Annotated in this window: 10 protein-coding genes; 7 read left to right on the plus strand and 3 right to left on the minus strand. The window is 62.2% G+C overall.

Annotated elements, in window-relative coordinates:
* Positions 1-107: 107 nt before the first annotated feature.
* Entirely contained in the window at positions 108-1,211 is a 1,104-nt protein-coding gene (locus BLU85_RS26025; protein WP_092204588.1) for a sigma-54 interaction domain-containing protein, read from the minus strand.
* A gap of 316 nt (positions 1,212-1,527) precedes the next feature.
* On the opposite strand from BLU85_RS26025, the gene BLU85_RS26030 reads away from it, so the two are divergent.
* The 3 genes from BLU85_RS26030 (at position 1,528) to BLU85_RS26040 (ending at position 5,386) form a co-directional block, all read left to right on the plus strand.
* Positions 1,528-2,790: a serine hydrolase domain-containing protein gene (locus BLU85_RS26030; protein WP_092204589.1), complete on the plus strand. Its 1,263-nt coding sequence runs from the start codon at positions 1,528-1,530 to the stop codon at positions 2,788-2,790.
* Positions 2,791-2,905: 115 nt separating this feature from the next.
* Positions 2,906-4,243, plus strand: a complete 1,338-nt coding sequence (locus BLU85_RS26035) for an alginate export family protein (protein ID WP_092204590.1) — start codon at positions 2,906-2,908, stop codon at positions 4,241-4,243.
* 39 nt (positions 4,244-4,282) lie between these two features.
* Positions 4,283-5,386: a polyamine ABC transporter substrate-binding protein gene (locus BLU85_RS26040; protein ID WP_092204591.1), complete on the plus strand. Its 1,104-nt coding sequence runs from the start codon at positions 4,283-4,285 to the stop codon at positions 5,384-5,386.
* A gap of 51 nt (positions 5,387-5,437) precedes the next feature.
* On the opposite strand, the gene BLU85_RS26045 is transcribed toward BLU85_RS26040, so the two are convergent.
* A complete protein-coding gene (locus tag BLU85_RS26045; protein ID WP_072410139.1) occupies positions 5,438-6,049 on the minus strand; it encodes a TetR/AcrR family transcriptional regulator in 612 nt (203 codons plus the stop codon).
* Positions 6,050-6,553: 504 nt separating this feature from the next.
* Between BLU85_RS26045 and BLU85_RS26050 the strand changes: the two genes are divergently transcribed.
* The 4 genes from BLU85_RS26050 to BLU85_RS26065 all read left to right on the plus strand — a co-directional run bounded on the left by BLU85_RS26050 (position 6,554) and on the right by BLU85_RS26065 (position 12,697).
* The gene (locus BLU85_RS26050) at positions 6,554-7,954 is read left to right on the plus strand and encodes an amino acid permease (protein WP_092204592.1); all 1,401 of its coding nucleotides are present in this window, start codon (positions 6,554-6,556) and stop codon (positions 7,952-7,954) included.
* 306 nt (positions 7,955-8,260) lie between these two features.
* A complete protein-coding gene (locus BLU85_RS26055; RefSeq protein WP_092204593.1) occupies positions 8,261-9,982 on the plus strand; it encodes a type I secretion system permease/ATPase in 1,722 nt (573 codons plus the stop codon).
* Positions 9,975-11,345 (plus strand): HlyD family type I secretion periplasmic adaptor subunit, encoded by a 1,371-nt coding sequence (locus BLU85_RS26060; protein WP_092204594.1) that lies wholly within the window; start codon positions 9,975-9,977, stop codon positions 11,343-11,345. The genes BLU85_RS26055 and BLU85_RS26060 overlap by 8 nt, the downstream gene beginning before the upstream one ends.
* Before the next feature lie 2 nt (positions 11,346-11,347).
* Entirely contained in the window at positions 11,348-12,697 is a 1,350-nt protein-coding gene (locus BLU85_RS26065) for a TolC family outer membrane protein (RefSeq protein WP_092204595.1), read from the plus strand.
* Between the two features lie 209 nt (positions 12,698-12,906).
* On the opposite strand, the gene BLU85_RS26070 is transcribed toward BLU85_RS26065, so the two are convergent.
* Positions 12,907-18,519 (minus strand): putative Ig domain-containing protein, encoded by a 5,613-nt coding sequence (locus BLU85_RS26070; protein WP_092204596.1) that lies wholly within the window; start codon positions 18,517-18,519, stop codon positions 12,907-12,909.
* Positions 18,520-18,912: the final 393 nt, after the last annotated feature.

Raw genomic sequence — 18,912 nt, forward strand, 5'->3', positions numbered from 1 at the left:
GCGATCTTTTGATCTTTCGTTTGAGATTCAATTGTCTGGGGGAAGATCGCAGCCTCGCTTTGCTCGACAGCTCCTACACAGCTCAGAGGGGGCAAGCAGGTGTGGGCTCAGGTTGAAAGATTGACCACCTGGCCGTCCCGCGTACTGAGCGTGGGACGGCGTTTGTTGACCACCAGTTCGCCAATCCTGATCAGCAACGTGCGGGTGACGTTGCGACTCAGGCCCAGCAGGCTGGCGGTATGGACCTGATTGCAATTGGCGTATCGGTAGGCGGTGCGTAACAACTCGGCCTCGACCTTTTCATACACATCGCCATGCTCCTGCTCGAGCAGTTTCTCGAAGGCTTTCTGCAAGAGCGCCTCCGCACTTTGAGGGGCTGCTGGCGGTGGGGTGTCCTGGCGCTCGATACGAAAGTTCGACAGGTGGAGGTCCTGCACACCAATGACTTTGTTGCGGCAAATCAGCAGCGTGTGATGGATGACGTTTTCCAGTTCGCGGATGTTCCCCGGCCAGGAATAGTCGAGCAACTTGCGTTGCGCCTGAGCATCCAGCGTCACCTCGCCGTGACCGAGCCTGTGGCTGTACTGCGCGATGAAGTGGCGTATCAGCGGCAGGATGTCGCCGGGACGTTCGCGCAGCGGCTTGAGCGCCAGACTGACCACGTTCAGGCGGTAATAGAGGTCTTCGCGAAAGTGCCCGGCATTGATGGCCTTTTCCAGCTGTACGTTGGTGGCCGCCAATACACGCACATCGATCTTGATGCTCTTGCGCGAACCGAGTCGAACCACTTCGCGCTCCTGCAATACCCGGAGCAGCTTGACCTGGATCGGCAGCGGCAAATCACCGATTTCATCGAGGAACAGGGTGCCGCCATCGGCTTCCTCGAACCAGCCGGCCTTGGCCGTCAACGCACCGGTAAAGGCGCCTTTTTCATGGCCGAACAACTCGGCCTCCACCAGGGTCTCGGAAAATGCCCCGCAGTTGACCGCAACGAACGGCTTGTGGCGACGGGCGCTGAGGTTGTGCACGTGGCGCGCCACCAGTTCCTTGCCGGTGCCGGTCTGGCCGATGATCAATACGCTGGCATCACTGGGCGCTACTTGTTGCAGGTGTTCCAGCAAGGCGCGGGAGGTGGGGTCTTCGAAGACCTGGGCCGTGGCACGAATCGAGGTGGCCAGGCCGGGGGAGGGAGGTAGCGTAAGAAGCTGCATGACGGTGGCCCGCTAATGAGATTGCCGTGACGGAAGGTGGGTGAGTGCCAACGTTCCTTGATGGCATCACCGCGGGAAGCCTTTGGGCTTAAGGCTTAATCTAAATGATCTAAAAAAATGATAATAAATAACTTTAAGTTATTTGCTTAGGACTGGGCCGACGGTAAGGACCAAGCCTGCTTCCACAAGCATGGTGGTCACGGGATCCAGATCATCAAGGAATGTCGGTAAAAAGTTTTATTGACTAAAAAATTACATCGAGTAATTATTCTCCTGCATCTGCTTTCACGCAGAGTCATTTCGCAGGGGCAACCCAATGAATCAGAACACCGTGCCTTCACTGGCCAGTCTCTACGTCGAGACTCACGAATCGCCCTCCGACGCACGCCTGGCGCCTTCGTTCATGCAAGGCTTCCCCGCCGAACCCCAGCGCCGCGTCACCTGGCACAACTGGATGAGCCCGCCGTACAACCAATGGGGCTTTCGCAACCTGGCGCGCTTGCGTCCTTCCATCGATGTGCGGGCCGGCACCGGACCGGTCAGCGCGTTCAAGCAGGCGCTCCAGCCACTGGATGAGCTGCACTTCGACAGCGAGTGTGGCTTGAGCATCAGCGTGATCGACCACCTGATCGCCAGCCAGACCGATGGGTTCCTGGTCCTCAAGGGCGACACCGTGCTGTTCGAGCGCTACTTCAACGGCCAGTGCCCCCAGGACCGGCACATCATGTTTTCGGTGACCAAGTCGCTGATCGGTGCCCTGGGCGAGCAACTGGTCTGCGAAGGCTTGCTGGATCCGACGCTGACGGCCGCCCATTACGTACCGGAACTGACGGGCAGCGCGTTCGGCGATGCGACCGTGCGCCAGCTGTTCGACATGGCCGTGGCCGTCGATTACAGCGAGGTCTACGAGGACCCGGATTCAGAGAGTTCCCAATACGGCTACGCCTGCGGTTTCCAGCCGGCGCCAGCGCAGTACACGACGTTCGAATCCCTGTACCAGTACTTGCCGTCATTGAGAAAGCGCGGCAACCACGGCGGTTTTTTCCATTACGTGACGGCCACCACCGAGGCGCTGGCCTGGGTCATGGAGCGGGCGTCTGGCAAGGCCTGTCATCAGTTGCTGCAGGAGGTCTGGAGCCAATTGGGCTGTGAACGTGACGGCTACTTTCTGGCGGATCCCTGGGGCCGCAGCGTGGCCGGTGCCGGGTTCAGCGCGACCTTGCGTGACATGGCGCGCTTCGGCCGCCTGCTGGCCAACGATGGCCGCCAGCAGGGGCGACAACTGCTCTCGGCCGAGGCGCTCGCCGGTATCGCCGCTGGATCCGACCCCGCCATCTATGCCGCCTGCGCCGACTTTTCGAGCTGGACCCCTGGCGCGTCCTACCGCAGCCAGTGGTATGTCTTCAACGACCAAAGCCAGGCGCTCATGGCCGGTGGCATCCATGGCCAATACCTGTTCATCGACAAACCGTCCGGCGTGGTGATCGTCAAGCAGTCGTCCCTGGACGAAGCCGTCAGCCCCTTCGACGGCGACAGCGTGCGCATGCTGCGTGCCATCGCGGCGCAACTGACGCCCTGACTTCATCCGATAAACACAAGAGTTTCGTTCCGCTCACCCGGCCCAGCCAGGTGTTGGCGCGGGTTTGCGCCGCCATTCACTGCCCTGTAACAACAATAATCAACAGGAGCTCCATATGGTTTCCATGATGCGTTTGTCCCGAACGTTCCTCGTGCTCGGGTTACCCTTGACCGCCCAGGCTGCCTGGGCGGGTTACTCCTTCGAGGAGGGCAACCTCAAGGGCGAGGTCAACTTAACGGCCGGTGGCGCGGTCCTGTCCACCCGCAACGTCAACTTTGGCGGCGGCGTGGTGGACATGCGCAGCGGCAAGAATCGCGGCACGAAAATCGACTGGCAGGAGTTCTACGTCAAGCCGGGCGTCAAGTTGGAGTATGCCGTGCAGCCGGATTTCAGCCTGCTGGCCGGCGGCTCCCTGGTGGGGGCGACCACCTTCGGTGATGGCGATGCCGGTGGCTTCACCCGCAGTTCCGACGGCAAGGTGTCGACCGAAGAGTTCTATGGCGGTTTCCGCGCCGGGGAGTGGACGGTCACGGGCGGTCGCCAGAACTACATGATCGGCAACGGTTTCATCGTGATGGATGGCAACCTCGACCAGTTGAACGACGGCGCCTATTGGCTCGCCCCGCGCACCGCCTTCAAGGATTCGGCGGTGGTCGCCTGGGACCATGGCGCATTGAAAGTCCAAGGCTTCAGCCTGGGGACCGACAGCGACCTGGGGGACTTTCGCATGAGCGGCGTGAACCTGGACTACAACCTCAACGATCAGGTGACGCTGGGCGCCACCGCATTGAAGGTCAAGGCCATGGGGCCCAAGGGCAGTACCTTGCCGCGTCGCCGCGATGGCATGTTGGTGTATAACGTCAGGGCCTTGAACGCCAGGTTTCCGGCTATCCCGGACCTGACCCTCAATGCCGAATATGCCCTGGAAAGGGGGAGCGGCGAAGGCGTGGACTACGACGCCAATGCCTGGTACGGCCAGGCGGACTACACCTTCGGCACGCTGCCGTTGACCCCGGTGATTGGCTACCGTTATGCGAGTTTTTCCGGCGACGACAACCTCACCGACAACCGACAGAAAGCCTGGGATCCGTTGAGCAAGGGCTTCGTCGACTGGAGCACCTGGCTGATCGGCGATGTCGTCGGCAACTACTTGATGTTCAATAGCAACGAAAACGTCCAGCAGTTCTCCCTCAAGACCCACCTCAACGAAACCCTCACCCTCGGTGCGATCCACTACCAGTTCTGGCTCGACGAAAAAAACTACATGGGCACCGCCGTCAGCGACCGGCGTTTTGCCGACGAGAGTGTCGTCTTCCTGGATTGGGCGCCGTCGAAGTCGTTGTCCACCTCGCTGTCATATAACTGGGTCAAACCCATGGCGGCGGCCAAACAGGTCTTCGGCGACGACCGGAAATTCAGCGCGCTGGAACTCTACTTCACCTACCGCTATTAAGTGCCGCGAGCCTTCGCGGCCGCGCTGGAGTGTTTGATCATGAACATGCTTTTGCGCAACACCTTGCTGGGCGCTGTCGTTTCGATGCTGGTCAGTGGCGCGAGCCTGGCCGAAGAGCGGACAGTGCGGATCTACAACTGGATCGAGTACCTGCCGCCTGAAATCCTCAAGAGTTTCGAAGAGGAAACCGGCATCCGTCCCATCTATGACGTCTTCGACAGTGTCGAGACATTGGAGTCCAAGCTGCTGACCGGCAACTCCGGGTATGACGTGGTCTACCCGAGCAGCACCAACGTCAGTCACCTGATCGCCGCCGGCGCCGTCGAACCCCTGGACCGCAGCCAGTTGCCGAACTGGCAGCACCTGGACCCTGAGTTCATGAAGTCCCTGGAGGCGGTGGGCGATCCGGGCAACCGCTATGCAGCGCCGTACCTGTGGGGCACGACCCTGATCGGCTACAACGTCGACAAGGTGCGCCAGGTATTGGGTGCCGATGTGCAGATGAACACCTGGGATATCCTTTTCAAGGAAGAGAACATGGCCAAGCTGGCCAGTTGTGGCGTCGGTCTGCTGGACGCCGCCAACGAGATCGTGCCCATTGCCTTGCACTACGAAGGGCTGGACCCCAACAGCCAGAAACGTGAGGACTACGCAAAGGCGCAGGCGGCCATGCTCAAGGTCCGGCCTTACATCACCTACTTCAACTCGTCACGCTATGGCATGGATCTGGCCAACGGTGAGATCTGCGTAGGGGTGGGGTGGTCCGGAGGGGTGGCCCTGGCCAAGCGACTGGCCGAAGACGCAGGGAAGGGGGTCAAGGTGGAAATGGTGCTGCCCAAGGAAGGTGCGCCGATGTGGTCGGACGTGATGATGGTCCCCGCCAACGCCCCTCATGCCAAGGAAGCCTATGCGTTCATCAATTACATCTTGCGTCCGGATGTCATCGCACGAATCAGCAACAAGATCGGTTACCCCAACCCGAACAAGGACGCCACCGCGTTGGTCAATGCCGACATTCGCAACAACCCCGCCATGTATGTGCCGGACGAGGCACGCAAGACCCTGTTCGCCCTGGAGCCGGTGCCGGCCGCCGTGGAGCGGATCCGCACCCGCACCTGGATCGGCATCAAGACCCATCACTGACCAGCGTGACCCGGCGCTGCGGCGCCGGGTCCGTATCGGTGGGTGATGCCCTCAGGCGCGCATGCCCAGGAAGAGCAACTCAGTAATCCGCCGGACCTGGGTGGAGTGTGCCTCGATGTCCGGCTGTTCCTGGTTGACCAGCCTGAACAGCTGTAAGTGCGAATAGTCGTTCAACAGGAACGCGGCGAGGTCGACGTCCAGGTCGGCGCGTAATTTGCCGGCCTGTTGCAATTCCCTGATCAGCCCACTGATTTCGGCCCTGAGCGCATCGTTCATGGCGCGATACCCCTCGGGCAGCCCGTTATCGCCACCAAACAGGATCAGCGGCAGCAACTCGCGCCACAGGCTCGGATGCATGACCTCCAGTGCGTAACCGGTCAACAGCCGCTCCAGATAACACAGCGCTTGGACCGGGTCCTCGATTTCAGGCATCCGGCTGCGGGTGTCCGTGAGCGCGCGCTGGTCGGCGTCGTGCAGGATTTCCAGGATGATCTCCTGCTTGTTGCCGAAGTACTTGAATACCGTGGGGGCCGATACGCCGGCCTGGCTGGCGATCTGTTCGATGGTGGTGTTCTGAAAACCCTGGCGCTCGAACAGTTCGACCGCCGCCTTGCTGATGGCTTGCCGGCGTTCGGCTTTTTGACGTTCACGCAGTCCGCTCACGGGAGGGTCCTTGTCGTAAAGAAGAGGTTGAAGACCTCGGCGCACCAATCCTGTGGGAGCGAGCTTGCTCGCGATAGCAGTGGATCAGCCGCATTCAAGTCGACTGAAACACCGCCATCGCGAGCAAGCTCGCTCCCACAGGGTATGTGGTTCGCAACAGGCCGGGCATAGGCATGCAAAATACTTAACCCAGTAAAGTTTTTAAAGGATTTATTTCGTTGCCGCTCCTCGACGACTTAGCTGAATGCCACGGTCCAGACGCCTGGCAAGAGGCAAAATGCCATGTTTTCACGTGGCGAAATCAGGCACAGAGATGGCGCGTTCAGGTAACTGACTCCAGAGGGAAGGCAGGTAACGTGGCGCGACTTTTCACCGCGAGTGCGCACGTTCGCCCAAGGTGGATCAACACAGCCAACCGGTGCCGCTTCCAGGAGGGGCGGGAAAACCAGCAACACCGACTGTCCCTGCGCGCGTCTCAATGTTCGATCACAAGAGAATAAGAAAATGACCAGCCCCAGCTTCAAGGACTCGAACGGCCATCTGGCACAGGGCTTCAAGCCTCGTCACGTCACCATGCTGTCCATCGCCGGAATCATCGGCGCGGGTCTGTTCGTGGGATCGGGCCACGCCATTGCCGCCGCCGGCCCGGCCGTCATGCTGGCCTATCTGTTTTCCGGGCTGTTGGTGGTCCTGGTCATGCGCATGCTGGGCGAGATGGCCGTCGCCAATCCGGACACCGGCTCCTTCTCCACCTATGCCGACCAGGCCATCGGGCGTTGGGCAGGCTTCACCATCGGTTGGCTCTACTGGTGGTTCTGGGTGCTGGTGATTCCCATCGAAGCGTTGGCCGCCGGTCATGTACTCAACCAATGGTTTCCCGCCGTCGATGCCTGGCTGTTCGCCTCGGTGTCGATCGTGCTGTTGGCCGTGACGAATCTGTTCAGCGTGTCGAAATACGGTGAGTTCGAGTTCTGGTTCGCCATGGCCAAGGTCGTGGCGATCATCGGCTTCATCTCCCTGGGGTTCGCGGTGCTGATGGGCTGGATTCCCGAGCGTGAAGCCAGTGGCCTGAGTCGGTTGATGGAGGAGCATGGCGGGTTCGCCCCCAACGGCCTGTCGGCGGTGGTGGGCGCGTTCATCACCATCATGTTCAGCTTCATCGGTACGGAGGCGGTGACGATAGCCGCCGCCGAATCCGATAACCCTGCACAGAACATCGCCAAGGCCACCCGTTCGGTGATCTGGCGTATCGGTGTGTTCTACCTGCTGTCGATCTTCGTGGTCATTTCCGTGGTGCCCTGGAACGATCCGCTCCTGGCTTCAGTCGGCTCCTACCAGCGTGCCCTGGAGCTGATGAACATCCCCCACGCCAAATTCCTGGTGGATGTGGTGGTGCTGATCGCCGTGGCCAGTTGCATGAATTCTTCGATCTACATTGCCTCGCGGATGTTGTATTCCCTGGGGCGCCGTGGCGATGCGCCCAAGGCCTGGAAGGTCACGTCCTTGGCCGGTGTGCCACGGTCGGCGGTGATTGCCAGTACCGTGTTGGGCGCGGGTGTCACGTTGTTCAGCTATTTCATGCCCGCCGGCCTGTTCCAGTTCCTGCTCGCCAGCTCCGGCGCCATCGCCTTGCTGGTGTACCTGGTGATCGCCATCTCGCAACTGCGCATGCGCCGAATGATGCAACGACAGAACATCGAGCTGCCTTTTCGCATGTGGCTGTTCCCTTGGCTGACCTGGTTGGTCATCGTGTTCATCTCGGCGGCGCTGGCGGTCATGATGATCACCCCCGAGCACCGCAGCGAGGTCAGCACGACCTTGGGCCTGGCACTGGTCATTTCCTTCATCGGTCTGGCGACGTCGCGGCATTCGCCCCAGCCTGAGCGTGTCGCTTCCCTCGGCTAGCCCCACGTTTTGCTCTGTTGACGCCACGTTACTGGCGTCAACAAAACCGTCTTTCCAGCCCATTCCAGACGCAAAAACCACAGTCTTGAAGCGCGGCCCTTCCGCCTGTCACCCACTTGTAAATCCAGCCTTGCGAACCGGCACTAACCTGCGGTCGCGTTGTCAGTAATTGGCGCCTGTAGGGATGAGGATCGTCCCTGGTATCGGCACATTAGCTAGATAGTTTTTTCTCGAGCTCTCTCGATGAAAAGAGCCTCGCGATGGATTGCGTCCTAGACCGACAATTTCTTTTGCAGGCGATTTCCCATGGGGTTTCTACTCGATCCGCGTCATGACATCGATGCTGCCTTACTGAGCTACCGCCGGGTGTTCTGGGCGTTGGCGTTGTTCAGTGGCGTGATCAATCTGCTGGTGCTGGTGCCGTCGCTGTACATGATGCAGGTCTACGACCGGGTCCTGACCAGCCGCAACGAAACCACCTTGTTCATGCTCACCTTGATGGCCCTGGGACTGTTCATGTTCAGTGCCTTGATCGAGTGGGTGCGCGGTGAGGTGATGATCCGTATGAGCGCGGGGCTGGACGATGCCTTGGGCGAGCGGATCTTCGACGCGGCTTTCGCCCGCAGCCTGCGCGAACACAACGCCAACCCGGCGCAGGTGCTCAGCGACCTGGCGACGTTGCGCCAATTGATCACTGGGCAGGGCCTGATCGCATTGCTCGACGCCCCCTGGCTGCCGATCTTCCTGCTGGTGGCGTTCATCTTTCATCCCTGGTTCGGCGTGCTGACGCTGGTGCTCGCCCTGGTGCTGATCGGCTTGGCGCTGTGGGGCGAACTGGCCACGCGCACGCGCCTGGGAGAAGCCAATCGCTTGGGGGTGCAGTCGTCGATCTATGTCAACAGCACGCTGCACAACGCTGAAGTCATCCAGGCCCTGGGCATGCTCGGGCCATTGCGCCAGCGCTGGAGCCTGTTGCAGCAACGCATCATTGCCGCCCAGGCCCACGCCAGCGACCGCGGCGCGCGCATCACTTCGGCGACGCGTTTCGTGCGGATCTCCGGGCAGTCCCTGGCCTTGGGGTTGGGGGCCTTGCTGGTGCTCGAAGGCCAACTGTCGGCGGGCATGATGATTGCGATGTCGCTGTTGCTCGGGCGAGCCCTGGCGCCCGTGGAAATCGCCATCGGCTCGTGGAAGCAATTTAACGCCGGGCGCCAGAGCTATCAGCGCCTGAGCCAATTGCTGGCCCAGCACCCGCGTGAACGCCTGCGCATGCCGTTGCCACCGCCCAGCGGCGCGGTGCGCCTGGAACAGTTATATGTCGGCCCGCCGGGGGCTTCGCAGCCGATCCTGCGCGGGATCAATTTCAGCCTCGCCAAGGGCGACGTGCTGGCCGTGGTCGGGCCCAGCGCCAGCGGTAAATCGACACTGGCCCGGGCCCTGGTCGGTGTCTGGCCGGCCATGGGCGGGTCGGTGCGCCTGGACGATGCCGAGATCAGCCAGTGGTCCCACGACGCCCTGGGGCCACACCTTGGCTACTTGCCCCAGGACATCGAGTTATTCGACGGCACGGTCGCCGACAACATCGCCCGTTTCGGTGAGCAGGACGCCGACAAAATCATCGCCGCCGGACGGCATGCCGGCATCCACGAAATGATCCTGAGGTTTCCCAAGGGCTACGACACGCCGCTGGGCCCCGGCGGACTTGGTTTGTCCGGTGGGCAAAAACAACGCCTGGGCCTGGCTCGCGCACTCTATGGGCGGCCGTCGCTGATCGTGCTCGATGAGCCCAACTCCAATCTCGATGACGCCGGCGAGGCGGCGCTGGTCCAGGCGATCAGTGCGCTCAAGGCGGCCGGCAGCACCGTGGTGTTGATCACTCACCGGCCCAGTGTGCTGGCGGTGGTCGATCACATCCTGGTGCTCAAGGACGGGACTCAACAGGCGTTCGGCCCTCGGGACCGGGTGCTCAAGGCATTGATGCCGGGGCCGCGACCGGCCACGGTCAGGGAGGCTGGCAAAGATGCGTGATCTGATCCCGGAGGCACACGCTTACAGCGAGCAGGGGCTGAGCGTGCGCAACACCCTGGCGCTGCCCAGCGCCAGGACCGATGCCGGGCGTGCGGCGCGTTATGGCGTGGGGTTCCTGGTCCTGACGCTGGGTGCTTTCCTGCTTTGGGCTTGCCTGGCGCCACTCGACCAGGGCGTGGTGGGCAGCGGCACCGTGGTGGTGGCGGGGGAGCGCAAGGCGGTGCAGTCGCTGGTCGGCGGGGTGGTGGAAAAGCTGTTGGTCAGCGATGGCGACCGCGTTACCCAGGGGCAATTGCTCGTGCAACTCAACACGGTGCAGGCGCAGTCGCAACTCGACGTAACCCTGGGCAAACTGCTCAATGATCGCAGCGTCGAGGCGCGCTTGATTGCCGAGCGCCTGGGCAGCGCCGAAATCCAATGGCCCGCGGAGCTGCTGGCGCGTGCCGACGAGCCACGGGTCAAGGCGGCCATGGCGTTGCAGAGCCAGTTGTTCATCACCCGCCGTGCGGAGCTGGGCAGCCGCTTGCAGATCATCGAGCACGAAGCCGCGGCATTGCAGCAGCAACTGCTGGGCTACGAAGGCGTCAAGCGCAACTATGACGCGCAGATGCGCTTCCAGCAGCAAGAGCTTGAAGGCCTGCGTGACCTGGCCCGGGAAGGCTACGTGCCGCGCAACAAACTGTTCGAGGCCGAGCGCAACGCGGCCCAGTTGGCGGGGCAGATCGCTTCTGGGGTGGGCGATGTCGGCAGGACCCGGCAGGCGATCAACGAAAGCCGGCTCAAGGCCTTGCAGGCGCAGCAGGAGTTCCGCCGCGATGCCGAAACCCAGCTCAGCGAAGTCTCGGCCGAGGCGGCCGGTTATGCCGATCAGATCCGGGCCTTGCAGTTTGAAGTCGACAACGGTGCGATCCGCGCGCCCGTGGCCGGGCAGGTCATGGACGTGAGCATTCATACGGTTGGCGGCGTTGCGCAGGCCGGCCAGACCCTGATGCAGGTGGTGCCGCTGGATGCGCCGATGGCGATCACCGCTCGTTTCGAGCCGCTGATGGCCAACAAACTGCGCCCGGGCCTGCCCGTACATGTGCATTTCACGGCCTTGCAACGGGTGGATACACCGACGGTCACCGGCACAGTGACGACGGTGTCGGCGGATCAGTTGATCAATGAGCAGACGCACCAACCGTACTTCTCCGCCAAGGTCGAGATTCCCGCCGAGACCGTCGTCGCGTTGCAGAGCGCCGGCCTGCTGGTGCGCCCCGGCATGCTCGCCGATGTCACGGTGGTGACGGGCGAACGCACCTTGATGAATTACCTGATGAAGCCTTTGCGCGAACGCTTGCTGGCAGCCTTCAAGGAGGAATGAGCATGGTCGACCGTTGTCGCTACCGTTGTCGTGTGTTGCTGGGCCTGTATACCGGTTGGGCGATGATCGATCCGCTATGGGCTGCCGAGGGGGGCCTGAGCCTCACCGCCGCCTACGATGCCTCGCGCCTCAACGATCCGACCGTGCAGTCGGCGGCCCATGCTTTTGAAGCTTCGCGCCACGAAGAGGACATCGGCCGTGGTGGCCTCTATCCGCAAGTGTCGCTGATCTCGCGCTACGGCTACGGTGGACGAACCGACGGCGGTGACGACAGCACCTACGTCAACAGCAACGATTACCAGGCGAACAACGTCACCCTGGCGGCGCAACAGCCGCTCTACGACAAGGCCCGCTGGGCGGCGTACCAGGAAGGCAAGGCGCGTGGGCAACTGGGTATCCAGGTGTTCGACGTGGCCGGCCAGACCTTGTATGACCGGGTGGCAAAGGGGTATTTCGACGTCGCCCGGGCCGAGAACGAGATCAAGCTGATCCAGCAGCAAAAGGCGGCCATCCATGGCTTGGTCATCCAGAGCAAAAAACTGTACGAGGGTGGCCAGGGCGCGATCACCGATATCGATGAGGCTCAGGCGCGGCTCGACCTGGTGCAAGCCCAGGAGGCTGAAGCCCAGGCGCGCCGCGTGGCCGCCTTGCGAGCGTTGTCCGGGCGGGCCAGCGTGCCCATCGATGACATCCTGCCGATGCGCGAAGAACTGGCCGCCGGTAGCCCGATCCCGCCGGAGCAGGACTTGCCGTACTGGACGGCGATTGCCCGCCAGGCCAGCCCCGAGCTGGCCGCCCGGCTGGCGGCGGTGAAAGTCGCCGAAGCCCAGGCCGACAGTCAGCGCGCCGGACATTATCCGACCTTGTCGTTGACCACTCAATTGACCCGCCGGGAAACCCGTCAATACCAGGAACTCGACCCGCGCCAGGACACCTATTACGTGGGCGTGCAGTTGGACATTCCGCTGTATCGCGGCGGGGCGGTACGCGCCTCGGTGGCCAAGGCCGAAGCACAACTGGCGGGTGCCCAGTCCGACTACGACGTGCAGCGCCAGCAACTGGCCGAGGACATCGAGGCTGATTACCTGGGCGTCGTCGCCGGGTTCACCAAGAGCAAGGCCATGCAGCGGGCGGTAGAGTCCAACCAGCGGGCACTGGCGTCGACGGAAAAAGGCTTCCAGGGTGGCGTGCGTTCCACGGTGGATATTCTTGATGCGCAGCAGCGGCTGTTCCAGGCCCGCCGGGACCTGCTCAATACCAAGCTCGACATGCTGCAAAGCTATGTGAGCCTGCACACCCACACCGGCCAGATGAGCCGCGCGGTGCTGGAACAGGTGCAAAGCTTGTTCTAGACAATCCAGGGTTCAAGTTCGCCACAAAAACTGTCCAGGCGCTGTGCCTGCCTTCAATCTTTCAGGCACAGCACGCCCTCCTGTGGGAGCGAGCTTGCTCGCGATAGCGGTGGGTCAGTCAGCATCCATGCTGGATGTGCTGCCGTCATCGCGAGCAAGCTCGCTCCCACAGTCTAATCTGGGGCCAAGCCCCCTTGTGGGGGCTTGCTTCAGGCGGTGAAGTCGCTGGCGTGCAGCTCCTTGACGCCCACCAGTTCGAACTCGAACTCGGGGGTGGCGTCGGCGTTGGTACTGCCGGAGACGATGCCATCGACGAAGCGCAACTGGCCGGTGGCGTTGGTGGCGTCGAAGGCATTGCTGCCGATGAACGTGAAGGCATCGACGGTGGCGGTCGCCGGGTTGGCGTCCAGGCCGGTGAGGTCCAACTTGTCGAACTCCGCGCTCTTGAAACCGTTGATCACATCGCGCAAAGCCCCGACGCCCATGTCCGACAGCGCACCGAACGCGTAGGTGTCCGCGCCCGTGCCACCGGTGAGGTTGTCGGTGCCTGCGCCGCCGATCAACCGGTCATCGCCCGAACCGCCCACCAACGTATCGTTGCCTGCACCCCCATTCAGGATGTTCCCCGCGCTGTTACCGGACAGACTGTCGGCATAGGCGCTTCCCGTCAGGTTCTCGATGAATTTCAAGGTGTCGAGCCCGGAACCCACCGTGTTTTGTTGCGCAGACGTCGAGAGGTTCACCGTAACACCGGCCAGGGCTCGTTCGAACGACACCGTATCGTTGCCATCGCGCCCGTCCAGGATGTTGTTGCCGGCGCCGGCGAACAGCGTGTTGTCCAGCGCGTTGCCCGTGCCATTGGCGGCGCCAGTGCTGTCGATGTACAGATTCTCGACGTTGCTGCCCAGCGTATAGGCGGCCAGGCTGCTGTGCACGCTGTCGACGCCTCCCGTCGTCGCATTGCTGTTGGTCTCGATGACGCTGTCGTCGGCATTGTCGACAAAGTAACTGTCGTTGCCGTCACCACCACTCATGCTGTCGGCCCCGGCGGCGCCATCGAGCACGTTATGGGCGGCATTGCCGGTGATGAAGTTACGCCGCTCGTTACCGGTGCCGTCGATCTCCGATATGCCGGTGAGCACCAGGTTTTCGAGGTTGGCGCCCAGGGTCCAACTGACCGAAGCTTTCACGGTGTCGATCTGCGAGGCCGAGGTGTTGGTTTCCACCACACTGTCGAACGCGTTGTCGACCACGTAGATGTCGTTGCCATCGCCGCCGGTCATGGTGTCGGCGCCCAGGTCGCCATCGATCGTGTCGTTGCCCGAGCTGCCCACCAGGGTATCGTCCTGGTCGGTGCCGGAAATGTGTCCGCCCTGGTTCTGGGCGTTGTCGAAAATGTCCTGCACGCTGTTGTTGTCGTTGGGGTTGCCGTGGAAGCCCAGGTCATCGGCGATGTAGTCGGCCAGGCGCTGGCCGACGATTTCCGCCGATTCTTCGTGCAGGTGCCAGACATCGTCGGGATACACCAGCGGATCGACTTCGTAGCGCAAGGGCAGGTCGGTGTAGTCCACCGCCAGCTTGACGTCGGCGCGTTCGGCGGCCATGGCCTCCTGGGCGGCGCGGACATAACCGACGCCTTCGACGATGGAGGCAATTTTCTCTTCCGAGTAACCCCGGGCCCGCGCCGCGTCCTGCTCGTAGTGCCCCGTCTCCATCATGTACACACTGAAGTTGCCGAACTGGGCGTGCAGGTAATCGAACACCTTCAAGGTTGCAGCCTTGTAGGCCGCTGCCGCCGCGGCCTTGTCCGTGGCGCGGGCGATTTCCTGGGCGGCTTCCTCGCCCTGGCCCCAGATGATGCCCATGGTGACGTTGTCGATCGACTGCAGTTCGGTGCGTTGGTCGCGCAGCAACGTCACCGCCCGCAACAGTGCCGGCCCGGGCTGGTTGGTGTCTGTCAGCCACCAGCACAGCTGGAGTTCCTCGGGACTGAGTGTGGACAGGCCGTTGACCGTGCTGCCGCCGACCGCGATGTCGATACCGTTGCCATCGGCATCGGTGAACTGGCTGCGCACGTCGTAGGTGGTGTAGCGGTTCAGGTCATTGACCAGCATCGAGGTGCCGGATTGGTCGTCGTCCTCGGTCATGCGCAGCAGGCGCGCATTGGATTGGCCGAGGGTGGGCAGGTAGAGAATGTCCTGCTGGGCACGCTCGCCGAAGACGAAGTCGTTGGCGGTGAGGGTGTTGAGGTAGTTGCCGTTGAGGGCGATCTCGAAGCGATTGCCATCGGCGTCGGCTTCGGCTGACTTGACGTAGGTCTTGTCGCCGGCCGCGTTCAGGGTCATGTACAACGTGCCGTTGCTGCCATCGCCGAGGCCGAGAAAGCCCAGCCCCGAGACGTCGATTTTGTCGACGCCAACGGTGAAGTCATAAATCGTGTCGGTGGCCGTGACACCACCGGTGTCGTAGTCGCGGTAGCTGTCGGACAGGTTGCTGTAGCGAAACGTGTCGGCGCCATCGCCACCGTACAACGAGTCCCGTCCGGCACCGCCGTCGACGATGTCCGCGCCGGTGCCGGCCTTGATCGTATCGTTGCCGCCGAGGCCGAGGATCAGGTCCGCGCCTGTCGTGCCGTTGAGGGTCTCGGCGTTGTTGGTGCCGGTAATGGTGTTGGCGGGCGCATCGGCCACCACCAGGCTGAAGTTGTCGCTGACCGAGGCGCCCGAGGGATCGGTGGCCTTGACCAGTATGTCGTAGTTGCCCGCGGCGGTGCTGGTTGGCGTGCCGCTGAAGGTCAGGCTGGTGGCATTGAAACTCAGCCAGGCGGGCAGGGCGTTGCCGTTGGCGAGGGTCGCGGTATAGGTCAGCACATCCTGGTTGGCGTCGGTGAAGCTGTTGCTCGCCACGGTGTATTTGAAGGGCGTGCTTTCACTGGCGTTCTGGTCCAGGAGTGGGGTGGCCACGACCGGGGCCACGTTGCTGGGGTTGGTCTGGTCGGCGAAGACGAAGTGATTGGCCGTCAGGCTGCTGACGAAGTTGCCCGCCATCGAGATCTCGAACCGGTTGCCATTGGCGTCGACCGTGAGGTCCTTGAGGTAGGTGCGGTTGGTCGACGAACTGTAAGTGACCTGCAAAGTGCCGTTGAGGCCGTTGCCCAGGCCGGTGTAGCCGAGGGCCGACACGTCGATCTTGTCGGCGGTCACGTCGAAGTCGAGGATCTGGTCACTGGCGCTGGTGGAACTGGTGCGATAGCTATCGAGTTTCGAGGTGTAGCGGAACACATCGGCGCCGGTGCCACCGGTGAGTTTGTCGACCCCGGTGCCGCCGACCAGGATATCGTTGCCGGCGCCGCCATTGAGGGTGTCGTTGCCCGCGCCACCGAACAGTTGCTCATTGGCCGTGGTGCCGGTCAGGGTGTCGTTGTTCGGCGTGCCATTGATCACAATGGCTGTGGGGACGTCCTGCACGGCGAGCGTAAAACTGTCACTGACGGTGGCGTTGCTGCCATCGGTGGCCGTGACCTGGATCGAGTAGGTGCCCGACGCGGTGTCGGGAGGCGTGCCGTTGAAGGTGCGAGTGGCGGCATCGAAGGTCAGCCAACTGGGCAGGGGGTTGCCGTTGGCGAGCTTGGCGGTGTAGCTCAGGCTGTCGTTATCCGGATCGGTGAAGCTGGTGGCCGGCACCACGTAGCTGAACGGGGTGTTTTCGGTGGCGTTCTGATCCACCAGCGGCGTAGCCAGCACCGGCGCCTGGTTGGTCGGCGACGTGGTGGCGAAGACGAAGTTGGCGCTGGTCAGGGTGTTGAGGTAATTACCGTCCAGCGCCACTTCGAAGCGGTTGCCGTTGGCGTCGGCTTCCAGGGATTTTATGTAGGTCTTGGTGCCGGCGCTGTTGAGCACCAGGTACACGGTGTTGTTCTTGCCATCCCCCAGGCCGGTGAAACCCATGGCCGAGAGGTCGATCTTGTCGGCGCTGACGTTGAAGTCGGTGATCAGGTCGCCCAGGTTGGCGCCGCCGGTGTTGTAGTTGCGGTAGCTGTCCAGGCGATTGGCGAACACAAAGGTATCCGCCCCTGCGCCACCGGTGAGGGTGTCCATGCCGGCACCGCCGTCGAGCTTGTCGTCGCCGGCGCCGCCACTGAGGCTGTCATTGCCCGCCAGGCCGAGCAAGGTGTCGGCCGCATCGCTCCCCAGCAGCGAGTCGCTGCCACTGGTGCCGGTGATCACCCGGTTGAAGATGAAGTTGCTGGCGGTCAGGGTACTGGCGAGGTTGCCCGAGAGAATCAGCTCGAAGCGATTGCCACTGGCATCGGCGTCGAAGTCCTTGATGTAAGTGCGGTTGTTGCTGGCGCTGTAGCTGACCTGCAGGGTGCCGCCACGGCCATTGCCCAACCCGGTGAAGCCGAGGCCGGCGAGGTCGATCTTGTCCTGGGTGACGTCGAAGTCGGTGATGGTGTCATCGAAGCTGGTAGTCGCGTTGCGGTAACTGTCCGACTGAGCGACGAACCGGAACGTATCGGCGCCGGTGCCGCCGGTGAGTTTGTCGACGCCTGCGCCACCGACGAGGATGTCGCCGCCGGCCGCGCCATTGATGGTGTCATTACCCGCGCCGCCATAGAAAATCTCGCTGGCGGCGCCGCCGAGCAGGGTGTCGTTGCCCGCCGTGCCTTGTACGGTGGTCATCGGCACCGTGGCGCTGACGTAGCTGCCGTCGCCATAGACCAGCGTGGCACCCTTGCTGGTGTGGCTGATGGTGTTGGCGATGATGGCGTTGCGGTCGGTGCCGTCTTCATTGCGCTCTGCGACACCGTAGGTCGACAGGTCGCTGCCACTGATGGTGTTGCCCTGGATGAGGTTATCGCTGCCGTTGAAGTACTTGCCGGACACGCCCAGGGTGTCGTCGTAGGACTGGATGATGATTTCCGGTACGGCACTGCCCAGGGCGTTGTTGTTGAGGGTGTTATCGATGACGTCGACGTGGTTGCTGCCGTAGATGCGGATCCCGGCACTGGCGTTGTCATGGATATCGATGCCCGTGACGGTCACTTCGCTGGAGAGCTTGACCAGCACACCTTCGGCGCCGTTGCCGTACACCTCGCCGCCGGTGATGGTGATGTTGCTGGGCGAGGGAATGTTCTCGCTGCCGCGCTGGACCACGATGCCATTGCCGCCGTTGTCGTAGGCGACGTTATTGGTCATGGTGAAATCGTGGGTGCTGGTGACGACGTTGAAACCGTGGCGGTCGTTGTTGTAGGCAACGTTGTTTTCGAAGGTGCTGTCGCTGAGGAAGTCGGCGACGAAACCGTCCAGGCCGTTGCCGTGGGACACGCTGTTCTTGATGACCATGTTGACGGTTTGCTCGTGGGGGTCGAAACCGTACCCGGAGCAATCCTTGATCTCGACGCTGTCGAGGGTCACGTTGGAGTCGTAGCCTTCTTCGCCGGGAATATAGCCGTTGAACCAGCCGTCGACCTTGCCGGTGGTGTTGTCGCGGTTGCCGTCGATGGTGAGGTTGCTCACGCCGAAATCGTGGGTTTCCTCGCCATAGGCCGAGCGGATGATGCCGGTGATCTTGGTGTCGGAGCCATCGGCCAGCTTGACTGTGGTGTCGCCCATGCCGTCGCCGTACAGATAGACGTTGCTCTTGAGCATCAGGCAGCCGTCAGAAGGTTCCTCACCCCCCGAAACGATGTAGGTGCCAGTGGGCATGTACACCTGCCCACCGCCGGCCGCAGCCGCTGCATCGATCGCACTCTGGATAGCTGCCGTGTCGTCTGTGATGCCATCTCCTTTGGCGCCAAAATTTTGTACGTTGAAAATCATGAGCTTATCTCCGTATCAGGCTTAAACCTAGGTAGACGTCAACATTCCATCGACGACCTTCGTGTTATGACCCAACGGAGCGCAAAAGTTGTGACCGCATATCGGGGAAAGTGTCAAAAAGCCGGACTAACTGATCAGCGGTTGTGTGGGATGAGCGCAAGAGCAACGTTCCGTTGACGCTTTCCCAAGCCCGACGACGCCCCTTTGGGGGAGCGAGCTGCTCGCGATAGCGTCGGATCAGTTGCATCGATGTGGACTGGCACACTGCTATCGCGAGCAAGCTCGCTCCCACAGGGTTCGTTGGTGTGACGGGCATAAGAGGCGGGATCGAGGACTATTTGCGGTGTCCCATCGGATTGTGATCCTTGATGGGCACCCACCTGTGGCGAGGGG

The sequence above is a fragment of the Pseudomonas sp. NFACC14 genome, assembly GCF_900106885.1.
GTDB lineage: Bacteria > Pseudomonadota > Gammaproteobacteria > Pseudomonadales > Pseudomonadaceae > Aquipseudomonas > Aquipseudomonas fluorescens_AA.